Raw genomic sequence first — 21,709 nt, forward strand, 5'->3', positions numbered from 1 at the left:
ACAGCCGTTACCGCTCAGTGGTGCTCACGGCCATCATCATGGGCAACATTCCGCTGGCGCTGGTCGGCAGCGTGATCGCCCTGTGGATTTCCGGTCAGCCACTGTCGGTGGCGGCGCTGGTGGGCTTCATCACACTGACCGGCATTGCCACGCGCAACGGCATTCTCAAAATCAGCCACTACATCAACCTGTGCGCTTTCGAGGGTGAAAAGTTTGGCCGCAAAATGATCGTGCGCGGCTCGCTGGAGCGCCTGACGCCGGTGCTGATGACGGCCCTGGTGGCGGCCTTTGCCCTGGTGCCTTTGCTGGTGTCGGCGGATGCGCCCGGCAAGGAAGTGCTGCACCCGGTGGCGGTAGTGATTTTTGGTGGCTTGATCAGCTCCACCCTGCTCGACAGCCTGCTCACGCCCCTGATGTTCTGGCTGTGGGGCGAGAAGCCGCTGGCGCAGTTGCTGGAAGCGCACGACAGCGAGAACTACTGATTTAGATTAAACCGCCCCCTGGGGCAATGACATAAAAGGAAATCATCATGACAAATGCATCACGACTCGCCGCCATTCTGGCCACCGCTTTGACCTTGGCAACTGGCGTCACGCCCGCCCTGGCGCACGACGATGCGCCCCATCCCGACACGTTAAAGGCCGCGCATGGCGGCCAGTTGGGTATGGCCGGGTCCTTGAGCTACGAACTGGTGGTAGTGAAGGACGACAAGGACGCGAAGGAAAGCCCGGTCATGGTGTATGTGACCGACCACGCTGGGCGGAAAGTTCCCACGGCCGGGGCCAGTGGTACCGCCACGATCCTGGCCGGAAAACTGAAGGCCAGCGCCACGCTCCAGCCGGATGGCGACAACCGCATGAAGGGCATCGCCAAATACGCCGCGACGCCCGACATGAAAGTGGTGGTTTCCGTCACGCTGTCGGGCAAACAGCCCGAGCAGACGCGCTTTACGCCAATGGCTGCTGCGAAGGATGGGCATACCGATCACACCCATTGAACGTTTCGGATTAATCCTGTTTGGAGATTGGCCCCACCCATTTCGTTGCCCCGGGGTCGGCAACACGTTGATTGAAGGAGTCCCACAATGAAGAACCTGGCCATCACAACCCTTGCCGCCGCACTCGCGTTTGGCTCGCCCGCGTTTGCTGAAGATGCCCATCATCCGGAGACAGCTGCGTCGGCGGCCAAGACCGTGCCCGCCAAACCTGTGGTGAAGAACCCCGCCCCCACCGTGCAGAAGATGCAGGACAACGTCAAGAAAATGCAGCCCCAGCTCGATCGCATCGCCAAGGCCAAGACCGATGAGGAGCGGCAGAAAGCCATGGCCGAACACATGAGCACCATGCAGGAGAACATGATGATGGCCCGCGGCATGCAGGCCGACACCATGGGCTGCCCCATGATGGATGAGATGGGCAAAGGCATGATGGGTAAGGAAATGATGGGCAAGGGCGGCATGGGCATGATGATGGGCGGCGCCAAGGCCGAAGGCGCGCCGGATCACATGCAGCAGATGGAAAAGCGCATGGACATGATGCAGGACATGATGAAGATGATGATGGATCGCATGCCGGCGCCGGCGGCCAAATAAAGCAGTCATCGTCATGAACCATGACCCTGGAGGGCCTGAGACCCCGCCCGGTTTTTGGGGCTCCCGCTACGCCATCGGCTTGATCGTCATCGGGGCCGTCGCGGGCTATTTTCTGCTGACAGAGCACCGCGCCCACTTCTTCGGTGCACTGCCGTATTTGCTGCTGCTGGCCTGCCCGCTGATGCATGTCTTCATGCACCTCGGTCACGGTGGTCATGGTCCTCACCATGGTGGCAACGGGCCTGGCGCTGGAGCCGACAAATCGGAGCAACCCAGGCAGGGAGGTCCTTCATGAACCACGACACGCCGTCCTACGGGCTATGGCTGCTGGTGATTTTCAACTCGGCGATATTCATCATGTTCGCCTACAGTTTTTTCAAGCCGGCAACGGCGCGAGACTGGCGAACCTTTGGCGCATTCGCAGCCTTCATCGTCGCGCTGTTTGTCGAGATGTACGGTTTCCCCTTGACCATTTACCTGATGTCTGGATGGCTGCAGACCCGGTATCCGGGCCTGGACATCCTGAGCCACGATTCAGGGCACCTGTGGTCCACCTTGCTGGGCGAGAAGGGTAATCCACACTGGGGTGTCCTGCACATTGCCAGCTACATCTTCCTGGCTTTCGGCTTCTACCTGCTGTCCAACGCGTGGCGTGTGCTGTACCACGCGCAACGCCAGCACACGCTGGCCACCACCGGGCCTTATGCCGTGATTCGGCATCCACAGTACGTCGCCTTTGTGCTGATCTTGCTAGGCTTCCTGCTGCAGTGGCCGACGCTGCTGACCCTGCTCATGTTCCCCATTCTGCTTGTCATGTATGCGCGTCTCGCGATTACGGAAGAGGCGGAGATGAATGCGCAGTTTGGCGAGGCCTTTGAGCAATATGCGCAGCGTACGCCGCGCTTTTTTCCGCGATTACCGGGTCGGTCAGTCGCTCATTAGCCGCCATTCAACCCCAACCTCATTGGAGAAATTCATGACACAATTTCATCGCACTGCACTGACCCTCGCGCTTGCTGCGGCCTGTGCCGGTTCAGGTGCCCAAACCTCTGCAGCGGCAACGCTGAGTAGTTCAAAAAATGCTACGGCGCAGCTTGCCGAACCTAAGGTCGAAAAGCTTGCGATAGCGGCCGATCCAATAAAAAAGGCTGTACTCATTGGTCGTGTCACCACCGGCGACATGATTTTTCAATTGGAACTCGAAGGTTCGGAACCGATGTGGATGCAGATGGGCAACCCGCCCGCTTGGGGCGCACATAAACCTGGCGCCGACGAGCGCTACCACGTCGAGCTAAAACTGACGGACCCAAAATCCAAGACGCGCATTCCCTACGCAAACATAAACTTCGCAGCGACAAACAAAGAGACTGGCAAGACCGTCACGTTGCCTTTGCCGCCCATGTGGGGTAGCAGCGGCCTCCACTATTCGGCCAACAGCGCGCTTCTGGGTGACGGTACCTACACTGCGACGGTAACGGTCGATGTACCGACGTTTCAACGCGAGTTGAAAGACAAAGACCTGTGGTCCAAGGCGGTGAGTGCCAGGTTCCATTTCAGACTTGCGGATGGCAAGTTGACTGAAGTCTCGCAGGCAAGCCGCTAGCGCCTGCCGGTGGTTTCCTCTTTGGCCTCGCTGCAGCAATTGGGATTAAATCTCAACTTTTTTGTTGCTGCAAGAATGTGTCTTCTGCCGCACAGACGTCGGCAGGAATCCAGCGTAGATTCATTCCGGTACGATTTTTGAAACGTTTTTTGCTGGAGAGAAATTATGAAGAACTTGCTTGCTGTGGCTGTTGGTGCAGTGCCTCTGTTGACTACCGGCGTCTCGTTCGCGCAGAACGGAAACATGATGAATGGTGGCGGGTGGGGCTCAGGCTGGATGGGTGGCTATGGCGGAATATGGATGCCAATCCTGCTTGTCGTGGTTGTCGTCCTCGTGGCCTGGATCGTCAAGCGAGGCGGAAAATGATCAAAATCAAACAATATGGCACGCCAGGCGCATCCGCCCTTAAGCGTGCTTGCGCGTGCAAGCGCCATACCAACAGGCGCCGCTTGTACATCGAGTCCTCCTCGCTGTTTTCAATGTTACTTAAACCACAAAGGAGTCTCTCATGAGCTATTTTCGATTTATTCCACTGGCCCTTGCCCTCACCACCGCTAGCGCCCTGGTCGCCTGCAACACCGCTCCGGGGATGCCGATGGGCGCCGCATCGGCCACCAGCATGACGACACCCGACCCCATGGCCAGGATGGATGCGCAGATGAAGACCATGCGCGACATGCACGAAAAAATGATGAATGCCAAGACGCCGGAAGAGCGCAGCAAGTTGCGGGCCGAACACATGAAGGCCATGCACGACGGCATGGACATGATGGGTGGCATGTCCCCTGGCGGCATGGGCGGAATGAAGGGCATGATGGGCATGCAAGGCATGGCTGGCGACATGGGCGCGCGCCAGCAGATGATGGAGAAGCGCATGGACATGATGCAGATGATGATGAAAATGATGATGGACCAAACGCCGGCTGCGCCTGCCAAGTGAAGTGAGGCGCCGCGCCACACCGTGATTTATTCAAATCATCCCCCCAACATTCCTGAAAGGAAATCACCATGAACTCTGGCAACCAGACGCCCCCACAGACCCCGGTCGATGCGCGGCCCGAATCCTTGTCATACGGTTTTCACGCCAAACTCGGTAAGGCCGACTTCGCCGCTTCCATCGAACGCGTGAGTGCCGCACTGAAGGCGGAGGGTTTCGGCATATTGACCGAGATTGACGTGCAGGCAACGATGAAGAACAAGTTGGGCATTGATGTTCCGGCGCACCGCATCCTGGGCGCCTGCAACCCCCCGCTGGCGCATCGCGCGTTGACGGCCGAACCCGACATTGGCTTGCTGCTGCCATGCAATGTTGCCGTACGCCAGGACGCAGAAGGTCAGGTGACGGTCGGCTTCATCGACCCGATGGCGATGCTGCAAATGACCGATAACCTGGAGGTCGCGCAGGTGGCGCGGGAGGCGCGCGAGCGGCTGCAGCGGGTATGCGCCACCCTGATCTGAAAAGAGCAAGAGCAAGAGCAAGATCATGAACACGGTCAGCGTCACGCCTACTGGCACGATCTACACCTGCCCGATGCACCCGGAGATACGCCAGGACCATCCCGGCAACTGTCCCAAGTGCGGCATGACGCTGGAGCCCTTGCTGCCAGACCTTGATGATGACAACCCCGAGCTGCGCGACTTTCAGCGCCGCTTCTGGTGGACCCTTCCGCTGACGGCCATTGTGTTTGTGCTGGCCATGTTCGGTCATCGCCTGCAGTGGATGGACATGACCGTGCAGAGCTGGGTGGAGCTGGTGCTGGCAACGCCCATCGTGCTCTGGGCTGGCTGGCCGTTCTTTACGCGCGGCTGGCAGTCCATCGTGAACCGCAGTCCCAATATGTGGACGCTGATCGGTCTGGGCACCGGCGCGGCTTTTGTCTACAGCGTGGTGGCCACCGTCGCGCCGCAGGTGTTTCCGGCCTCGTTCATCTCCATGGGCCGCGTGGCCGTGTATTTCGAAGCGGCGGCTGTGATCATCTCGCTCACCTTGTTGGGCCAGGTACTGGAGCTCAAGGCCCGCTCGCAAACCTCGGCGGCGATCAAATCCCTGCTCGGCCTGGCGCCCAAGACGGCCCGCCGTATTCGCGTCGATGGCACCGAGGAGGACGTGGCGCTGAGCCATGTGCATGTGGGCGACTTGCTGCGCGTGCGCCCTGGCGAAAAGGTGCCGGTGGACGGCGTGGTGACTGAAGGCGGCAGTTCGGTGGATGAGTCCATGCTCACCGGCGAGCCCATGCCGGTGAGCAAGCGCGTGGGCGACAAAGTGATCGGCGCCACGCTCAACACCAGCGGTGCACTGGTGATGCGGTCAGAAAAAGTCGGCTCATTGACGGTGCTCGCGCAGATCGTGCAGATGGTGGCGCAAGCCCAACGCTCCAGGGCGCCGATGCAACGCATGGCCGACCTGGTGGCCGGCTATTTTGTGGTCACGGTCGTGATCATCGCCGCGCTCACGTTCTTCGGTTGGGGACTGTTCGGGCCCGAGCCGCGCTGGGTGTTCGGTCTGATCAATGCCGTCGCCGTGCTGATCATTGCCTGTCCTTGCGCCCTGGGGCTGGCCACGCCGATGTCCATCATGGTCGCCACCGGTCGCGGCGCCACGCAAGGTGTTCTGTTCCGTGACGCGGCGGCCATCGAGAACCTGCGCAAGGTTGACACCCTCATCATCGACAAGACCGGCACCCTGACCGAGGGCCGCCCGACGTTTGAGCGCGCAGTCCCCGCGCCCGGGTTTGAGGCCAACGAGGTCTTGCGCCTGGCAGCCAGTTTGGACCAGGGCAGCGAACACCCGTTGGCCGAGACCGTCGTGCGCGCCGCCCGCGAGCGCGGCATGACGCTGGACAAGCCGGAGAACTTCGAGTCCAGCTCGGGTATCGGCGTGCGCGGACAGGTCGCAGGGCGTCAGCTGGCGCTGGGCAATACCACGCTGATGCAGCAGATCGGCGTTTCGGTCGCCGCCCTGGTGCCGCAAGCCGAAGCCTTGCGGGCAGAAGGCGCCAGCGTGATGCACCTGGCGGTCGATGGCCAGTTGGCGGGCTTGTTGGCCGTGTCCGATCCGATCAAGGCCAGCACGCCCGAGGCCCTGGCGACATTGAAAGCGGCCGGCTTGCGCATCGTGATGGCGACTGGTGACGGCCTGACCACGGCCAGGGCCGTCGCGGCCCGTCTGGGCATCGGCGAGGTGCATGGCGAAGTCAAGCCGGCGGACAAGCTGCTGCTGGTCGAGCGATTGCAAAAGGAAGGGCGTGTGGTGGCGATGGCCGGGGACGGCATCAACGACGCCCCGGCGCTGGCCAAGGCGGATGTCGGCGTCGCCATGGGCACTGGCACCGACGTGGCGATGAACAGCGCGCAGCTCACCTTGGTCAAGGGAGATTTGCGCGGCATCGCCATTGCGCGCGCGTTGTCCGAGGCCACCGTTGCCAACATGAAACAGAACCTGCTGTTCGCCCTCCTATACAACACGTTGGGTATTCCGATCGCGGCCGGTGTGCTGTACCCGCTGACGGGTTGGTTGTTGTCGCCCATGATCGCCGCCCTGGCCATGAGCTTCAGCTCCGTGTCGGTGATTGGCAATGCGCTGCGCCTGCGGCGCAGGCGGATTTGAATAGGTGGGCGCGACGTTGAAGCCGCCGCGCTCCCCCATTGTCTCAAGGGGCAGGTACAGGCGGCAGGCCTTTCTTGCGCCACAGCAGCAGTCCAGACAGACCCAGGAATAGCAGCGAACCAAATCCCCACACCCAGGCGTAGCCAATCATGTCGCCCCAGGGCACCAGGGCATAGGCCACGCCGAGAATCGCCCAGACGACGGCGATGGGGATGATGAGCCAGAAATCTTCGTTCATGTGATTGCTCCTTGATGATCAGTGACCCGATGCGCCGCCGGTGGCGGTAACAGGCAGGGCTTGCATCAGCTCAAAGCCGACGGCCGAGAAGGCGTACATCGCGATCACAATGACCGCTATCGAAATCGGCCCGACCCAGGCCCTGAGCCCGGATTGCACCACCGCGCCGCCCCAGGACACCGTCAGGCTGCCGCCGGGTGATGCGACGGCTGACCCAACGAGCTGGCGTGCCGGAAGCAGGGACACGGCAATGCCCGCCGCGAACACACTTAAGGCTGCGGCCATGATGGCGCCGCCAATGGCCACGGTGAGCATCAACCCATGCCACAGCGCGGGCGCCTGATTTTGGTAGCTCACATTCATCACCCGGCGCGGCACGCCCAGGTAGCCCGCGGTGATGCCAGCCGCACCAAACACCAGCAGGCCGGCAAACGCCAGCCACGGCATCCAGCGCAGCAGCTCCGGTCGCCACAGCGCTCGCCCGCCGATGGCCGGCAACATCACGGACAGGGCCGCCAGCAAGGTCATGCTCACGGTACCCAACGTGAAGAAGTGGAAGTAGCCCGGCACAAAGAAAGTGTCGGACAACAGGGGCGCGAGTTGTGCCTGAATCAGCACAAAAGCAAACACCAGTCCCAGTCCCATGCTCAACACCGCCACGCCCATTGCCGCCATCGCCGGGTGACGCCAGGGCAGCAACCGGATCCAGCCGAACAAAGCCCCGCCTTTTCGTCCCGTGCCCTGGGCGCGCGCGTGAACTTCAAGCGAAGCCACGATGATAAGAAAAGCGGTGAGCGTGGGCACGCTGACGAACAGCGACAAAATCGACCCGCCGACCTGAACCACCTTGGGTAAGTTCGGCTCCAGAAACATATGGTACAGCGATGTGGGTGGCACAAAAATCAGGTACATCGAGAACACGATCTTGGAGAATCGCTCGCCAAACACCGACTTGACCCCGGTGAGCGCTTGCATCAGCACGTACCAGAGAATCACCGTGGCCATCAGCGGCAGGTAATGCATGTTGTGAAACACGATGTGCCAACGCGTGCCGTGGCTGGCCGGGAACGGCCCGATGCCCAGCGCCCACAGAACGCCCGGAGCGAAGGTATACAAGGCGGCAAAGCCGGTCACTATCAAGAACCCGGCCCAGGCAAACAGGGCAAAACCCAGCGCGCTCAGGCGGTCTTGCTGACCGCGCCAGCGTGGCCGCAGCAGGGTCACGATGGCGCTGGCCGGCAGGGCCATCAGCCCCAGCGCCAATGACAGATAACCCAGGTTGAAGAAGAGCAGGTCGCGCGGCTTGTCGATGGCCATTTCTGGCGCACCGTTGTAGAGCAGTGGCGTGCCGGTGAGCGAGCCGACCATGCTCAGGCCCAAGCCAGCGAGCATCAGTCCGAAGCCGAGCCACGCCAGGTGTGGCCAGGCCAGTCCGTCGCCGCGCTCGGTGGCGGCAAAGCCCAACAGCAGAGCGGCCTGCGTGGTGAACAGCCAGTAGAAGAAGATGCTCACGCCGTGCACGGTCAGAAACTGGTAGCCGGTGTTGGGTATTGCGCTTAACAGTCCGCCGCGCACCAGTGCGGTTGCCAGGCCGGCGACGATGCCGATGGCCAACGCCAGCAGCGCGACGGCCGCCATGCTTTTGAGCAGGCGCCGGTCAGCGGGCGGCAGGCTTGCAAAGCGGTTGGTGGTGTTGGGTGTGTGTGTCATGCTCATACCACCTCAATCGTTGCTTGCATCATGTCGTGGGCGGCACCGCAATAAACGGTGCAGAGCATCAGGTAACGCCCCGGTTTTTGAAACGTGAGCTCGGTCTCCGACAGTTGACCCGGCTGCAGGCGCATCATGCGTCCCCCTTTTCCAAATTGAATAGACGCGCCATGGGTGATGTCCAGCGCCATCATTCGAAAGCGGTAGGGCTGGCCCGCGTCCAGACGCAGCATATTGGGCAGGTAATACCACTTGCCGGCTGTCATCAGGACGTCAATGGGCGGGCTGTTGGCTGTTGTGGTTACGGCAGCGTTGCCGTGTTCGGCGTGCGGATCGGGTGGCGCGGCCATGTCTTGCATGTCATGCCCCGCGTGCGGGTTGTCGTGCTCATTCGGGGCGGCGGCCAGCTGGCGCGGGTAGACGCTGCCATCGGGCATGCGGTAGCGTTCGCTGAATTCAGCGGTGAGGCGGCTGAATTCCTCGGAGTCCGGACCCGCGGTCGGCGCGCCATGACCGTCATGAGTGCCGGCGGCGGCAGGTGCGCCGTGGGCCTGCTCTGTGCCCGGCGCCGGGGGGGCACTGTGCGTGCCGTCAAGCCCGAGAAGTGCCAACGGTCCAGGGGCGGCGCCATAGGCGGCCCACAGTCCGTACAGACTGACGCCGCCAAAGCCGGTGGCGGCAATAAAGCCGCGCCGGGTGGTGAAGTGGGGGCTGTTGTTCATGGTTGGGGCCTTGATCAGTAAGCCTGGTAAACGGAGGCGCTGCCGTCGCGTTGCACCAGCATCACGCCATACGGGTCTTTGCGCCCACCGTAAGCGGGACCGTCCATGCCGGGCGAACCTATGGGCATGCCGGGTACGGCCAGGCCCAGCGCTTTGGGGCGCTCTTGGAGGAGTCGACGAATGTCGCGCGCAGGCACATGGCCTTCAAGCACGTAGCCACCGACGAGCGCCGTGTGGCAGGAACCAAATTTGTCGGCCAGACCGAGTTGGCGCCGCTGCGTGGCTTTGGCCATGTCACTGATGTCGTGCGTCTTGACCTGAAAGCCACTGGCCTCCAGGTGGGCAACCCAGTCGTGGCAGCAGCCACAGGTGGCGGTCTTCCAGACCTCCACCTTCGTTTGGGTTTGAGCCAGTCCGATTAACGGTGATGCGAGGGAGGCGGCGCCGAGCAGCGCGGCAGTGGCCTGGATGATGGAACGTCTTTGCATGATGATTTCCTTGATTCGATGTCTTGGGTATGAAGCGTCCGAGCCAAGCCCGGAAAGACAGGTGGGCGAGGTACGGACGAACCAGAGCGGAAACGTTCAGGAAATCGGTGGTTTCAGGCGCAGCGCTGCTATGGCGCTGGCAAACTGCAGACCGTCTTCAGACGGCAGCAAGGGGAGGGGGGGCGCATTCACATTCGGTACCACGTCGGATGTCAACGCCACGGTGTGGCAAATCTGGCAGATGCCGCAACTGCCGCAGTCGTCCTGGGCTGCAGGGTCATGCGGCGTAGGAGTGTCCGCATTCATGGCCATGGCTGCCTCGGCGTGATCCGGGCAATCAACGGGAGAATTTCCTGAATTTATAGAAAATATGCCTCTAACCCGCGTGGAATGTGCGGTAGTAGCTATATTTTGTATAGCGATTGACTGACCGGTAGCACTCTCCATTGCCATCACCTCACCCATCCAGCCGCGCAGAGGCAGCAGGGCGATCATGAGGGCGAGAAGCAGCAGGCGCATAGGCAGATGCTACGCCTGCTGCTGGCAGGTTTAATTGATGCAGGGCATCAATGCCCCAGAATCTTCGACAAGAAGTCCTTGCTGCGCTCGTTTTGCGGGTTGTTGAAGAAGTCGTGCGGGTTGTTCTGCTCGACGATCTGGCCCTGGTCCATGAAGATCACCCGGTCGGCAACGGCCTTGGCAAAACCCATTTCATGCGTGACGCACAACATGGTGATGCCCTGGCTGGCCATCTCGACCATCACGTCCAGCACTTCCTTGATCATCTCGGGATCGAGCGCCGAGGTGGGCTCATCAAACAGCATGATCTTGGGCGTGAGGCACAAGGCCCGTGCAATCGCCACGCGCTGCTGCTGGCCGCCGGAGAGTTGCAGCGGGTATTTGCTCGCCTGCTCGGCGATGCGCACGCGCTTGAGCTGGATCATGGCTTTTTCTTCCGCGTCCTTCTTCGGCATCTTGCCCACCCACATCGGCGAGAGCGTCAGATTTTCCAGCACTGTCAGGTGCGGGAAAAGGTTGAATTGCTGGAACACCATGCCGACTTTTTTTCGAATGCCGTCGATGGCCTTGACGTCGTCCGTGACCTCAACGCCGTCCACGTACAAATGGCCTTGCTGGTGCTCTTCCAGTCGGTTGATACAGCGGATCAGCGTGGATTTGCCCGAGCCTGACGGACCGCAAATGACGATGCGTTCGCCCGGGGCCACGTTCAGGTCAATATCGCGCAACACGTGAAAGCTGTTGCCGTACCACTTGTTGAGCTTTTCAAATTTGATGATGGGTTCAGTCATGATGATCAATTGAGAGTTTGTTTTTGATGAAGCGACAAGGCAGTGACTTAGCGCTGTTTGTTTCTGCTGACCTGTTTTTCAACCCAGATGCTGTAGCGGGACATGGAAAAACAAAAAATGAAATAAATCATGGCAATAAAGAGGTAGCCCTCAATCTTGAACGGTCGCCAGTCGGAGTCCGAATTCAGGGCCAGCGACAAGGCGCCCGTGAGCTCGTACAGGCTCACGATGGTCACCAGCGAGGTATCTTTGAAAGTCGAGATGAAGTTGTTCATGATGCTGGGCACCACCATGGCCAGCGCCTGGGGCAAAACAATCTTGCCCTGGGTTTGCCAGTACGACAGGCCCAGCGTGGCGGCCGCCTCGATCTGCCCCTTGGGAATGGCCTGCAGACCGCCGCGAATCACCTCGGCCATGTAGGCCGCGGCAAACAGCGTGATGCCCACCAGCACGCGAATCAGCACGTCAATGCTGAAGCCCTCGGGCATGAACAGCGGGAACATGAACGAGGCCATGAACAGCACCGAAATCAGCGGCACGCCACGGATCAACTCAACGTAGATGGTGCAGAAGGTCCGGATCGCGGGCAAGTTGGAACGGCGGCCCAGCGCCACAACCAGGGCGATCGGGAACGCCATCACCATGGACAGGGAGGCCAGCAGAATCGTCAGTGGCAAGCCGCCCCAGCGATCCGTCTCCACCTTGCTCAAGCCCAGCACGTTGCCGTACATCAAGGTGAAAAACAGCGAGAGAACAACGATCCACAGAATCGCCAGCCACGGCCGCCAGAAGGCGCGGGTGCAGCTCGCCGCCAGAAGGCTGAGCATCAGCACGGTCGCCACCAGAGGCCGCCATTGTTCCTCGAACGGATAGCGTCCGAACAGGATGATGCGGTACTTCTCGGCGACCACGCCCCAGCAGGCGCCCACGCCGTCGACGCGGCAGGCATTGAAGTCAGGCCGCCAGGCCGCCCGAAACACGGCCCAGCTGAGGAGTTGCGGCAGCACATAAAGCAGCACGCCGCCAATGACGAAAGTCATCAGGGTGGTCTTCCAGTCGCCAAACAGGTTGGACCGTATCCAGGCGACGGGGCCTGCGGATTGCGTCGGCGCCGGGCGGGCCGCGATGGGTTGAAAGGTGTTTGCAGTCATGGTGTTGGTGTTCGATTTAGCGCTCTTGAATGGCTGAGCGGGTGTTGTACCAATTCATCAGCAAGGAGGTCGAAAGCGAGGTGGTCAGGTACACCAGCATGACGATGGAAATGCATTCCACGGCCCGTCCGGTCTGGTTCAAGGCGGTATTCGCAATGGACACCACATCCGGGTAGCCAATGGCCACGGCCAGGGATGAGTTCTTGGTGAGGTTTAAGAACTGGTTGGTCATGGGCGGAATGATCACCCGCAGGGCCTGGGGCAGCATGACTAGGCGCATGGACTGGTTGGGGTTCAAACCGAGCGCGGAAGCGGCCTCGCCCTGACCGCGTGCCACGGATTGAATACCGGAGCGAACTACTTCGGCCACAAAAGCCGCTGTGTAAGCGGTCAACCCCAGTAAAACAGAAAGAAACTCAGGTGTCAGCGAACCGCCGTTTTCAATGGAAAAGTCACCTTTCACGGGGTATTCCAGCGCCGTGGGTGCACCCCCAGCCAGCCAGCCTAGCAGGCTTCCCGCCAGACAAATGGCGACGGGCACCCAGAACATGCTTTTCGGTTTGCCCGTGGCTTCAAACTGCTTGATCGCCCAGCGACGGTAAAGCCATGCCACCGCAGCCCCGGCGACCAGGCCGATAGCGGCCCAGAACTGACCGGCACCCCAGATGGGAATCGGGAATCCAAGGCCCCCTTTACTCAGGAAAAAGGGTCCGACCTCCCAAGCCTCGGCAGCAGCGGGCAGGGCTTCTGTAAAAAACAAATACCACATGAGCAATTGCAGCAGCACAGGGATATTTCGGAAAGTTTCAACGTATCCGTAGCAAATGCCGCGCACCAAGGCATTGCGCGAAAATCGGCCGACGCCCAGGAGCGTGCCCAAAATGGTTGTCAAAATGATGCCCAAGATGGCGACGCGCAAAGTGTTGGTCAAGCCAACTATAAAAGCCTGCCAATACGGCTGTCCCGAATCAAAGGGGTACAGGCTCTCGCCAATGTCAAAGCCGGCCGGGCCGCTCAGGAAATCAAAGCCGCTCTGAATACCGCGGATCTTCATGTTGTTCAGCGTGTTGTGCGCCAGGAACCAGACGACTGCAGCGATCAGGCCGATCGCGACCACCTGGTAAATCAGGCCTCTGAACGCCTGACTGCGCCAGGACCAGCTTTTCTTTTTTGGGGGGGACTTTGGAGTCATGGGAATGTGCTCTCAAAAAAACGGCGATAAGTAGCGCGGGGGCAATGCACGGAGATAAAAAAACTGCCGGTACAAGGGGTTGTACCGGCAGTCGTATTCGCATCAGTGCGAGATCAATTGAAAATCAGCGGACCGGATAGGCGTAAATCAGGCCACCCTTGCTCCACTGGTTGTTCAGACCGCGCGGCAGACCGAGCGGCGACGAGGGGCCGACATTGCGCTCGAAACTCTCACCGTAATTGCCAGTGGCTTTAATGGCGCGGGCCAGCCACTCTTTGTCCAGACCCAGCAGTTTGCCGGTATCTTCATTGCCGCCGCCCAGCAGGCGCAGCACCACGGGATCCGTGCTGCTGGTCTTCATCTTGTCCACATTGGCTTGGGTTACGCCGTATTCTTCTGCTTCCATCAGGCCGTAGATCACCCATTTGGTGATGGCAAACCACTCATCGTCACCCCGGCGGACCATGGGGCCGAGAGGTTCTTTGGAGATCAGGTCGGACAGGATGATGTGTTCCTTAGGATCTTTGGCAACCTTGCTGCGGGTGGAGGACAAGCCGGACGCATCCGTGGTGTACGCAATGCAGCGACCCGTGAAGTAGGCGTTTTCTGCGGCTTCCAGTTTTTCAAACACGACCGGTTTGATGGCCAGGCCATTGGCCTTGGAGTAGTCGGTCAGGTTCTTTTCGGTGGTGGTGCCGGATTGCACGCAAACCGTTTGACCCTTGAGCTGCTTGGCGCTCTTGATCTTGCTCTTGGCAGTCACCATAAAGCCTTGACCATCGTAGTACGTCGTGACCGTATCGTGCAGACCCAGTGAGGCGTCGCGGGTCAGGGTGAAGGTGGTGTTACGGGCCAGAATATCGACTTCGCCGGACTGCAGGGCGGTGAAGCGCTGTTGGGCGTTAAGAGGGACGTATTTGACTTTTTCAGCATCATTCAATACAGCGGCAGCAATAGCGCGGCAAACATCGACGTCCAGCCCGGACCATTTGCCGGCCGAATCAGCCGCAGCAAAACCTGCCAGGCCGGTGTTGACGCCACAAACAACCTGACCACGCGCTTTGATGCCGTCCAATGTTTTCCCGGCGTGAGCAGGGGCAGCCATCAGGGTAGCGACGGCTACCACGACGGCCGCCATGGTTGTTACTTTGTTCAGATTCATTTGTGTATTACTCCGGTTAAAAAAAGTTGGATCAAAAATGGATGGAGACATTTGTCTTCAGGATCAACCTGTCAGCGACTTTAGCAGCACCGATGTGGGGCTTGCATACGGGTTTACTCTTGCAGACCATGCAGAAAACTCATAACCTGATTCACCTCAATTTTGTTAGATATAAATAGTCTGAGCAGGATCTATGCCAAAGCTTGGACGCCCAAGTCCTTCAATACGGCGGCTGCCTGCGCCCAATCGGTGCAAACCACCCTGCCTATTGCGTCCCGCTGGGGACATCTGGCGCCTTCTGGTGCACGTCTTGTCTCGTATCCTTGGTCCACGCCAGGTTTCAAACGGCCGTTCACCTCAGATCAAGAAAGCACTCCCCTATGGATCAGTCTTCAAGTTCAACAGGCTCCAAGGTCAAACCAGAGGTTCGGGCGCACCATCGCTTCTGGCCCAAGCGGCTGCCCCATGCCATCACGCTCCCCGAAACGTCCTTGTGGGACAACCTGGAGACCAGTGCCCGGCGCTACCCGCACAAAGCCGCGTTCGTCTTTTTTGGACGGATCTTCAGCTACGCTGAAGTGCTGCAAAAAGCAGAGCGTCTTGCGGCCTGTTTACAAGGGCTGGGGGTTAAGAAAGGTGACAGGGTCGTGCTCAATATGCAGAACTGTCCGCAACTGGTGATTGCGCACTTTGCAATTTTGCGGGCCAACGCCGTGGTGGTGCCGGTCAATCCCATGAACCGCACAGAAGAGCTCAAGCACTACATCCTCGACCCGGATGCCAAAGTGGCGATCACGACCGCCGATCTGGCGGCTGAACTGGCACAAGCCAGCAATGCGCTGGCGCCAGCCCAAAGGCTGGCGCATCTGCTCGTGACGCACTTCACCGATGCGTTTGACGCCAATGTGTCGGGCGATGATGCGCCGCCTGCTGCCTGGACCGATTGGCTGCTGACACGTCACGCGCTCCCTGATTTACAGGACGGGCAGGTGCACCGCTGGGATGAGGCGCTGGCTGCGACGTCCACGGCACCTGTGCTGTCAGTGGGGCCGGCCGATCTAGCTTTGTTGCCCTACACCAGTGGCACCACCGGCTTGCCCAAAGGGTGCATGCACACCCACGCCAGCATCATGCACAACGCCGTGGCCAGTGGCCTGTGGTGCAACGGCTCGGCGGAAAACGTGGTCCTTATGGTGGTGCCCCTGTTCCATATCACCGGCATGGTGAGCCTGATGCACACCAGCATTCGAAATGGCGCCACGCTCATCCTGATGCCGCGCTGGGATCGCGAGCTGGCGGGGCGCCTCATATCGGGCTGGCGGGTGACGCACTGGACCAATATCCCGACCATGGTGATTGATCTGCTGGCCAGCCCCAACTTTGAGCGCTACGATCTTTCCAGCCTGGTCTACGTGGGCGGCGGCGGCGCCGCCATGCCGCAGGCGGTGGCGCAGCGGTTGTTTGAACAGTTTGGCTTGCGTTATGTGGAGGGTTACGGTTTGACTGAAACTGCGGCGCCTTCCCACAGCAATCCGCCGGATGCGCCCAGACAGCAGTGCCTGGGCATTCCCTTCATGAGCACCGACGCGCGGGTGATTGACCCGGACACCTTGCTCGAAATGCCAACCGGTGAGCAGGGCGAAATCATCATTCATGGCCCGGAAGTCTTTCAAGGCTACTGGAAGCGGCCAGACGCGACGCAGGCCGCATTCATCGAGTTCGAAGGCAAGCGCTTTTTCCGCTCCGGCGACTTGGGGCATGTGGATGCGGACGGCTATTTTTTCCTGACTGACCGGCTCAAGCGCATGATCAATGCGTCCGGCTTCAAGGTCTGGCCGGCCGAGGTCGAGGCGCTGATGTTCCGGCATCCGGCGGTGCAGGAAGCCTGCGTGATTTCAACCAAAGACAGCTATCGGGGCGAATCGGTCAAGGCAGTGATTGTCTTACGGCCCTCTCACAAGGGCGTTGTCAGTGAACAAGACGTCATCGACTGGTGCCGGGATAACATGGCCGTCTACAAAGTGCCGCGTGTCGTGCAGTTTGTGGAGGCCCTGCCCAAGAGTGGTGCAGGCAAGGTCATGTGGCGCTTATTGCAGGAAGTTGAATACAAGTAATGGCAGTTTCAGGTCAGGACGTCTTAGGCAAGCCACTGCACGGCTGGCGGCTGCGTCTTTACACCATCATTTTTGAGGCCGATACGCGGGCCGGGCGTCTTTTTGACCAGTGCCTGATCGGGGTCATATTAGCGAGCGTCGCGGTGGTTGTCATCGACAGCATGCAAGGGCCGGGGCAGTCATCCCGCGCGGTGTTCACGTGGATGGAGTGGATGTTCACCCTGGCTTTCACCGCGGAGTATGTGGCGCGACTGGTGTGCGTGCGCCATCCCGGGCGCTACGCCTTCAGTTTTTACGGCGTGATTGACCTGATGGCGCTCCTGCCCACCTATATTGCTTTGCTGGTGCCGGAGGCGCAGGCGCTGATTGATGTGCGCGTGCTGCGTTTGCTGCGCGTGTTCCGTATCTTCAAGTTGACGGCCTATGTCTCTGAATACCAGTCGCTGGGCCGCGCGCTCAGAGCCAGCCGGCGCAAGATTCTGGTCTTTTTGTCGGCGGTGATGATGATTGTGCTGGTCATGGGCACGCTGATGTATGTGGTGGAGGGGCCGGCCAATGGGTACACCAGCATTCCAACATCTGTGTACTGGGCGATCACCACGATGACGACGGTGGGGTTTGGCGACATCACGCCCAAGACCGACCTCGGCCGCCTGATCTCATCGGCCATGATGCTTTTGGGTTGGGGCACGCTGGCTGTGCCGACGGGTATCGTGACCGCAGAGATGACGGCCCTGCGCACCACCAACGCCCCGACCACGCGTACCTGCCATGAGTGTCTGACGGAAGGTCATCTGCCGGAGGCCAACTATTGCCTGCATTGCGGCGCTCAGTTGCCCCAGTATTTCAACGACACAGGCCCGGCGCGTCGGCAAGGGGATTAGCATGGCGAAAACTGGGGAGATAAATGTGTTTCAAATCCATCTTGCCGGAGTATGCGCATGAGCCGTCAGCACACTAACACCCCTGATACCGGGGCAGCATTGCCGACGGTGGCGCCTGAGAAGGCCGGCCTTTGCCCGCAGCGCACCACGCGATTGCTGGCGGTATTGCAGGCCGAGGTGGACCGCCAGCGCCTGCCTGGCGCTGTCGCCCTGATTGCACGTCACGGCAAAGTCGCCTTGTTTGAAAGCCTGGGTGCCCAAGACCCCGCGACGGGCACCCCGATGGCGCGGGACGCCATATTTCGCATTTACTCCATGACCAAGCCGATCGTGTCGGTGGCGGTCATGATGTTGATGGAGCAGGGAAGACTGCTGTTGAGTGACCCGGTCGCGAAACATCTGCCCGAGTACGCCGCGCAAAAAGTGGCCAGTCTGGTGGACGGGGCGGTGCAGTTGCAAGCCGTGCGACAGATGGCGACCATTCAGGATTTGCTCCGCCATACCGCTGGGTTCACCTATGAATTTATGGGCAGCGCAGCGGTGCAGCGGCAATATGCCCAGGCCCGAATCGGCTCGCGCGAGCGTAGCAATGCCGAGTTTTCCCATCAACTGGCAGCCTTGCCCTTGATGTTCGAACCCGGCACGGCGTGGGAATACGGCCGTGCCACGGACGTGTTGGGGCGTCTGGTGGAGGTGCTGAGCGGCCAGACATTGGGTGCCTACCTCCAGGAGCACATCTTCAAGCCGCTGGGCATGCAGGAGACCTGGTTTACCGTACCGCCGCAGCACCAAGCCCGCATTGCCGAGCCTTTTGCGCGGGACCCCGAGGGCGGCATACAGATGCGAGTGATTGACGTGCGCGAAGATGCCGCGCTGGAGTCGGGCGGTGGTGGCCTGGCCTCGACGGCGGCCGATTACGCGCGGTTTTTGCAGTTCATGTTGAACAAGGGAGAGCTCGACGGCGTGCGCCTGCTGGGCCCCAGAACCGTGGAGTTCATGACCGCCGATCATCTGGGGGACATCTCCGTGCACAGCAGCGCATCCCGCGCGCTGCTGCCGCTTGGACATGGCTTTGGGCTGGGCTTTGCGGTGCGCAGGCAACTGGGCGTGGCCAGCGTGCCGGGTTCAGTGGGGACTTATTTCTGGGGGGGCATGGCCGGCACAACTTTCTTTGTTGATCCGGTCGAAGACATGTTTGCCATTTTGATGCTGCAGGCGCCCAACCAGCGCGAGTATTACCGCATGCTGTTTCGCGATCTGGTGTACGCCACGCTGGTGGATTAAGGTACTGGCGAATTTATAGGAAATCGACCTGTAGCCGCCGTCCTATATGCGCAACAAGCTACTTATTTTGTAGCGTTTTGCCGCGACTAAAGTGTGATGTACCGACCGGCCCGGTGGTTGGTGGCCAAGGTCTGATTCAGCATCACGGCGCCCAGCACGGACAGGGCAACGTGTTGCCAGTCCACCAGCGCAAATGAGCCGAGCACAATCGCGCAGTCAAACCCCATCTGGATTCTGCCGGCGCGCCAGCCAAAGCGTTCCTGTAAATACAGCACCAACACGTTGAATCCGCCCAGGCTGGCCCGGTGACGAAACAGCATCAGCATGCCGGCGCCCATCAGCAAGCCGCCCATCACGGCCGTGAACGGCGCCGACAAGGCCTGGAAGCTCACCAACTTGGGCAGCAGGTTGACAAAGGTCGACAGCAAGCCAACGGCTGCAAATGTTTTCAGGGTGAAGGCTTTGCCCATGCGTTGCCACGCCAGTCCGTAGAAAGGCAGATTGACCAGGAAGAAGACCAGGCCAAAATTCCAGCCTGTGGCGTAGTGGATCAGGAAGGCAATGCCGGCGGTGCCGCCCGTCAACAGGCCGGTGTGGCCAAACATCACGATGCCGAGGGCTACAAACAGGGTGCCGGTGATCAGTGCCTGGACATCTTCATAGGGGCGATGGCGCAGGGTGGTCAGCGCTGGCTCGGGTGACTGGTCAGACTGCACTTTCAGCCGGCGTTTGTGTGGCTTCGCCGGCTGGACTGGAGCAGCTTGAGCCGCCACAACCGTGGATGACCTCCTGCGGCAGTTCCTGAGGCGAGTGAACAATGCCGGTCGCCGGGTCATAGCCCACGCCGCGCAGGTGCAAGGCCAGTGCCGCGTCCATGCTTTGCGCATGTTGCGGAAACCAGGTGCCCAGTTCACGGGCCATTTGCCGCACCACGTCCAGCTCGCCGGCCTGTCCGCGCTTGTCACCTTCACGCATGACCTGCAGAATTACCTTGTGTTGCATCGAATGGCAGTTGGAAGACGAAAACCGGGTGTTCTGCATCCATTGGTCTTCGCGCTCAAAATGCTCGTCGGTGTGCTCAATCAAGGTTTGCCATGTCTTCAGAAGGTCGTCGTCAGACGCATGGACGACGATGGCCAGCAATTCGACAAATTCTTGGTGCGTGTCGTCCATAAAGGGCAAGCCAAGCGCGAGTGATTCAGACCATTGCAGTGTGGACATTCCGGTATCTCCTATTCAGTGGGGCGCTGAGCCTGCTCAGCGATTGCGTGGCCAAGGTCGGTCCCGCAGGTATTCAGACAGTTTTGTCGAGCATACGGAAATCCAGCCTGTGGACTTTGATCGAAGTCATGAATTGAGGAGGTAAGCTTGGAGCCCATGACGACATCGTTTTCTCCTCCCACTTTGGCCGCGCTCGGTGAGCTCGGTACGGTTCTTCAACAGCAGGGCTATGGCGTGCTGGATGCACGCAGCGTGAGCGCCCTGAGCGGGTGTCCACCGGATGCGTTGGCCGCCTTGCGCCCACTGTGGGCCGGACTTCCACCGGATTCATTTCTGAAAGATGGCGGGCGCTACCGGCGGCGCCGGCATTCCTGCTTCATCGTGGAGGGAGCGCAGGTGACGCCGGTGCCGCATCGTGCGCATTGGCAGCCGGTGGAGTACAACGCTTTGCATGGCGGCATGCACCGCATGTTTGAGCCGATATTGCCGGCGCTGCTGGCCCAGCCTGTGTGGAGCCAATTGCTGGTGTGGTTGGGTGCTGTGTGCTCAGACCTGAAAGGCGTGAAGCCCTGGTTTGTGGAGGCGCACCAATTTCGCATTGACACGGCGGATGGCATCGGGCGCCCCACGCCCGAAGGCGCACATCGGGACGGTGTCGATATGGTCGCCGTATTTCTGGTGAACAGGGACGGGGTCAAGGGCGGGGAGACCCGTGTGTTTGACGCGGCCGGGCCAAACGGTCAACGCTTTACCCTGACGGAACCCTGGTCGCTTCTGCTGCTGGACGATAGCCGCGTGATTCACGAGTCAACGCCGATCCAGCCTTTGACACCCGACACACAGGGCGGGCATCGTGATACGCTGGTCATCACCCTTCGCGCCGCGGGTTTCCAGGAAGAAAGCCGTTAACTTGACTAAAGTCAAAGTTTTGCGGCTGAGTCGCTCAGACACTTGATGCTGTCAAATTAAAAGGAGTATTCACCATGTTCAAGCACATTCTCGTTCCGATTGATGGCTCAGCCACGGCCCATCTGGCCGTTGAAAAAGCCATCGGTCTGGCCAAGGCTTTTGGCAGTCGCGTGACTGCGATCTTTGTCATTGACCCCTACCCGTTTACCGGGGTCGGAACAGATTTCGCCTATGGTCAGGCCGAGTATTTGAATGCGGCCACGGCCGAAGCCAATGCGGCCATCAAGGATGCGAAAACCGCGTTCGAAGCAGCGGGCGTTAGTGCTGATACCTCTGTGGTTGAAGCACATGCCGCGTGGCGCGGCGTGGTGGAGGCCGCCGAGTCACTGCAAACCGATTTGATCGTCATGGGTTCGCATGGACGCAGTGGCCTGGAAAAAATGGTGCTTGGCAGTGTCACGCAAGCGGTTCTTGCTCACACTCATCTGCCGGTTCTGGTGGTGCGCGACTGAAAGCGTCAGGC

The 21,709-nt window shown here is 60.1% G+C and carries 26 protein-coding genes; 15 read left to right on the forward strand and 11 right to left on the reverse strand.

What is annotated here, in order from left to right; genetic code table 11:
* The 10 genes from C5P05_RS03955 to C5P05_RS04000 all read left to right on the forward strand — a co-directional run.
* On the forward strand, positions 1-482 hold a 482-nt coding region (locus C5P05_RS03955; RefSeq protein ID WP_198674613.1), incomplete at its 5' end, for an efflux RND transporter permease subunit.
* A 47-nt stretch (positions 483-529) separates the two neighbouring features.
* Positions 530-997, forward strand: a complete 468-nt coding sequence (locus tag C5P05_RS03960) for a hypothetical protein (protein ID WP_198674614.1) — start codon at positions 530-532, stop codon at positions 995-997.
* An 87-nt stretch (positions 998-1,084) separates the two neighbouring features.
* A complete protein-coding gene (locus C5P05_RS03965) occupies positions 1,085-1,591 on the forward strand; it encodes a hypothetical protein (RefSeq protein WP_114968564.1) in 507 nt (168 codons plus the stop codon).
* A gap of 13 nt (positions 1,592-1,604) precedes the next feature.
* Positions 1,605-1,886: a DUF2933 domain-containing protein gene (locus C5P05_RS03970; RefSeq protein WP_114968565.1), complete on the forward strand. Its 282-nt coding sequence runs from the start codon at positions 1,605-1,607 to the stop codon at positions 1,884-1,886.
* Positions 1,883-2,533 carry a methyltransferase family protein gene (locus C5P05_RS03975; RefSeq protein WP_114968566.1) on the forward strand — a complete coding sequence of 217 codons (651 nt, stop codon included), beginning with the start codon at positions 1,883-1,885 and terminating at the stop codon, positions 2,531-2,533. Before C5P05_RS03970 ends, C5P05_RS03975 begins: the two co-directional genes overlap by 4 nt.
* 34 nt (positions 2,534-2,567) lie before the next feature.
* Positions 2,568-3,194: an iron transporter gene (locus C5P05_RS03980; RefSeq protein WP_114968567.1), complete on the forward strand. Its 627-nt coding sequence runs from the start codon at positions 2,568-2,570 to the stop codon at positions 3,192-3,194.
* Positions 3,195-3,359: 165 nt separating this feature from the next.
* The gene (locus tag C5P05_RS03985) at positions 3,360-3,560 is read left to right on the forward strand and encodes a hypothetical protein (protein WP_114968568.1); all 201 of its coding nucleotides are present in this window, start codon (positions 3,360-3,362) and stop codon (positions 3,558-3,560) included.
* A gap of 142 nt (positions 3,561-3,702) precedes the next feature.
* Positions 3,703-4,134, forward strand: a complete 432-nt coding sequence (locus C5P05_RS03990; protein WP_114968569.1) for a hypothetical protein — start codon at positions 3,703-3,705, stop codon at positions 4,132-4,134.
* A 68-nt stretch (positions 4,135-4,202) separates the two neighbouring features.
* Positions 4,203-4,652 carry a DUF302 domain-containing protein gene (locus C5P05_RS03995; protein ID WP_114968570.1) on the forward strand — a complete coding sequence of 150 codons (450 nt, stop codon included), beginning with the start codon at positions 4,203-4,205 and terminating at the stop codon, positions 4,650-4,652.
* Positions 4,653-4,725: 73 nt separating this feature from the next.
* Positions 4,726-6,801, forward strand: coding sequence for a copper-transporting P-type ATPase (locus tag C5P05_RS04000; protein ID WP_198674616.1), 2,076 nt, complete (start codon positions 4,726-4,728; stop codon positions 6,799-6,801).
* Positions 6,802-6,844: 43 nt separating this feature from the next.
* On the opposite strand, the gene C5P05_RS04005 is transcribed toward C5P05_RS04000, so the two are convergent.
* From C5P05_RS04005 to C5P05_RS04045, 9 genes are all read right to left on the reverse strand, one after another.
* Positions 6,845-7,039 carry a hypothetical protein gene (locus tag C5P05_RS04005; RefSeq protein ID WP_114968571.1) on the reverse strand — a complete coding sequence of 65 codons (195 nt, stop codon included), beginning with the start codon at positions 7,037-7,039 and terminating at the stop codon, positions 6,845-6,847.
* A gap of 18 nt (positions 7,040-7,057) precedes the next feature.
* Positions 7,058-8,749 carry a cbb3-type cytochrome c oxidase subunit I gene (locus C5P05_RS04010; RefSeq protein ID WP_157979218.1) on the reverse strand — a complete coding sequence of 564 codons (1,692 nt, stop codon included), beginning with the start codon at positions 8,747-8,749 and terminating at the stop codon, positions 7,058-7,060.
* Positions 8,750-8,751: 2 nt separating this feature from the next.
* Positions 8,752-9,471: a hypothetical protein gene (locus C5P05_RS04015; protein ID WP_114968573.1), complete on the reverse strand. Its 720-nt coding sequence runs from the start codon at positions 9,469-9,471 to the stop codon at positions 8,752-8,754.
* A gap of 14 nt (positions 9,472-9,485) precedes the next feature.
* Positions 9,486-9,959 carry a DUF411 domain-containing protein gene (locus C5P05_RS04020; RefSeq protein WP_114968574.1) on the reverse strand — a complete coding sequence of 158 codons (474 nt, stop codon included), beginning with the start codon at positions 9,957-9,959 and terminating at the stop codon, positions 9,486-9,488.
* A 96-nt stretch (positions 9,960-10,055) separates the two neighbouring features.
* The gene (locus C5P05_RS33560) at positions 10,056-10,265 is read right to left on the reverse strand and encodes a hypothetical protein (RefSeq protein WP_157979219.1); all 210 of its coding nucleotides are present in this window, start codon (positions 10,263-10,265) and stop codon (positions 10,056-10,058) included.
* Positions 10,266-10,525: 260 nt separating this feature from the next.
* Positions 10,526-11,269, reverse strand: a complete 744-nt coding sequence (locus tag C5P05_RS04030) for an amino acid ABC transporter ATP-binding protein (protein ID WP_114968630.1) — start codon at positions 11,267-11,269, stop codon at positions 10,526-10,528.
* 47 nt (positions 11,270-11,316) lie between these two features.
* Complete coding sequence (locus C5P05_RS04035; RefSeq protein ID WP_114968576.1) at positions 11,317-12,420, reverse strand: amino acid ABC transporter permease; 1,104 nt, start codon at positions 12,418-12,420, stop codon at positions 11,317-11,319.
* Between the two features lie 16 nt (positions 12,421-12,436).
* Positions 12,437-13,612, reverse strand: coding sequence for an amino acid ABC transporter permease (locus C5P05_RS04040; RefSeq protein WP_114968577.1), 1,176 nt, complete (start codon positions 13,610-13,612; stop codon positions 12,437-12,439).
* A 124-nt stretch (positions 13,613-13,736) separates the two neighbouring features.
* A complete protein-coding gene (locus tag C5P05_RS04045; RefSeq protein ID WP_114968578.1) occupies positions 13,737-14,774 on the reverse strand; it encodes an amino acid ABC transporter substrate-binding protein in 1,038 nt (345 codons plus the stop codon).
* Positions 14,775-15,154: 380 nt separating this feature from the next.
* On the opposite strand from C5P05_RS04045, the gene C5P05_RS04050 reads away from it, so the two are divergent.
* The 3 genes from C5P05_RS04050 to C5P05_RS04060 are packed head-to-tail and all read left to right on the forward strand — an operon-like array spanning position 15,155 to position 19,056.
* Positions 15,155-16,888 (forward strand): long-chain fatty acid--CoA ligase, encoded by a 1,734-nt coding sequence (locus C5P05_RS04050; RefSeq protein WP_114968579.1) that lies wholly within the window; start codon positions 15,155-15,157, stop codon positions 16,886-16,888.
* Positions 16,888-17,772, forward strand: a complete 885-nt coding sequence (locus tag C5P05_RS04055) for an ion transporter (protein ID WP_114968580.1) — start codon at positions 16,888-16,890, stop codon at positions 17,770-17,772. Before C5P05_RS04050 ends, C5P05_RS04055 begins: the two co-directional genes overlap by 1 nt.
* Positions 17,773-17,829: 57 nt before the next feature.
* Positions 17,830-19,056: a serine hydrolase domain-containing protein gene (locus C5P05_RS04060; RefSeq protein WP_114968631.1), complete on the forward strand. Its 1,227-nt coding sequence runs from the start codon at positions 17,830-17,832 to the stop codon at positions 19,054-19,056.
* Between the two features lie 86 nt (positions 19,057-19,142).
* Here C5P05_RS04060 and C5P05_RS04065 read toward each other — a convergent pair whose 3' ends face one another.
* Complete coding sequence (locus C5P05_RS04065; RefSeq protein WP_198674621.1) at positions 19,143-19,772, reverse strand: YitT family protein; 630 nt, start codon at positions 19,770-19,772, stop codon at positions 19,143-19,145.
* Positions 19,762-20,277 carry a hemerythrin domain-containing protein gene (locus C5P05_RS04070; RefSeq protein ID WP_114968581.1) on the reverse strand — a complete coding sequence of 172 codons (516 nt, stop codon included), beginning with the start codon at positions 20,275-20,277 and terminating at the stop codon, positions 19,762-19,764. Before C5P05_RS04070 ends, C5P05_RS04065 begins: the two co-directional genes overlap by 11 nt.
* Before the next feature lie 156 nt (positions 20,278-20,433).
* Between C5P05_RS04070 and C5P05_RS04075 the strand changes: the two genes are divergently transcribed.
* The gene (locus C5P05_RS04075; RefSeq protein WP_114968582.1) at positions 20,434-21,186 is read left to right on the forward strand and encodes a 2OG-Fe dioxygenase family protein; all 753 of its coding nucleotides are present in this window, start codon (positions 20,434-20,436) and stop codon (positions 21,184-21,186) included.
* 74 nt (positions 21,187-21,260) lie between these two features.
* On the forward strand, positions 21,261-21,698 hold the full coding sequence (locus tag C5P05_RS04080; protein WP_114968583.1) for a universal stress protein: 438 nt from the start codon (positions 21,261-21,263) through the stop codon (positions 21,696-21,698).
* The last annotated feature ends 11 nt before the right edge of the window (positions 21,699-21,709 follow it).

Origin of the sequence: Rhodoferax ferrireducens, assembly GCF_003347515.1 — a bacterium.
In the GTDB taxonomy this organism is placed as follows: domain Bacteria; phylum Pseudomonadota; class Gammaproteobacteria; order Burkholderiales; family Burkholderiaceae_C; genus Rhodoferax.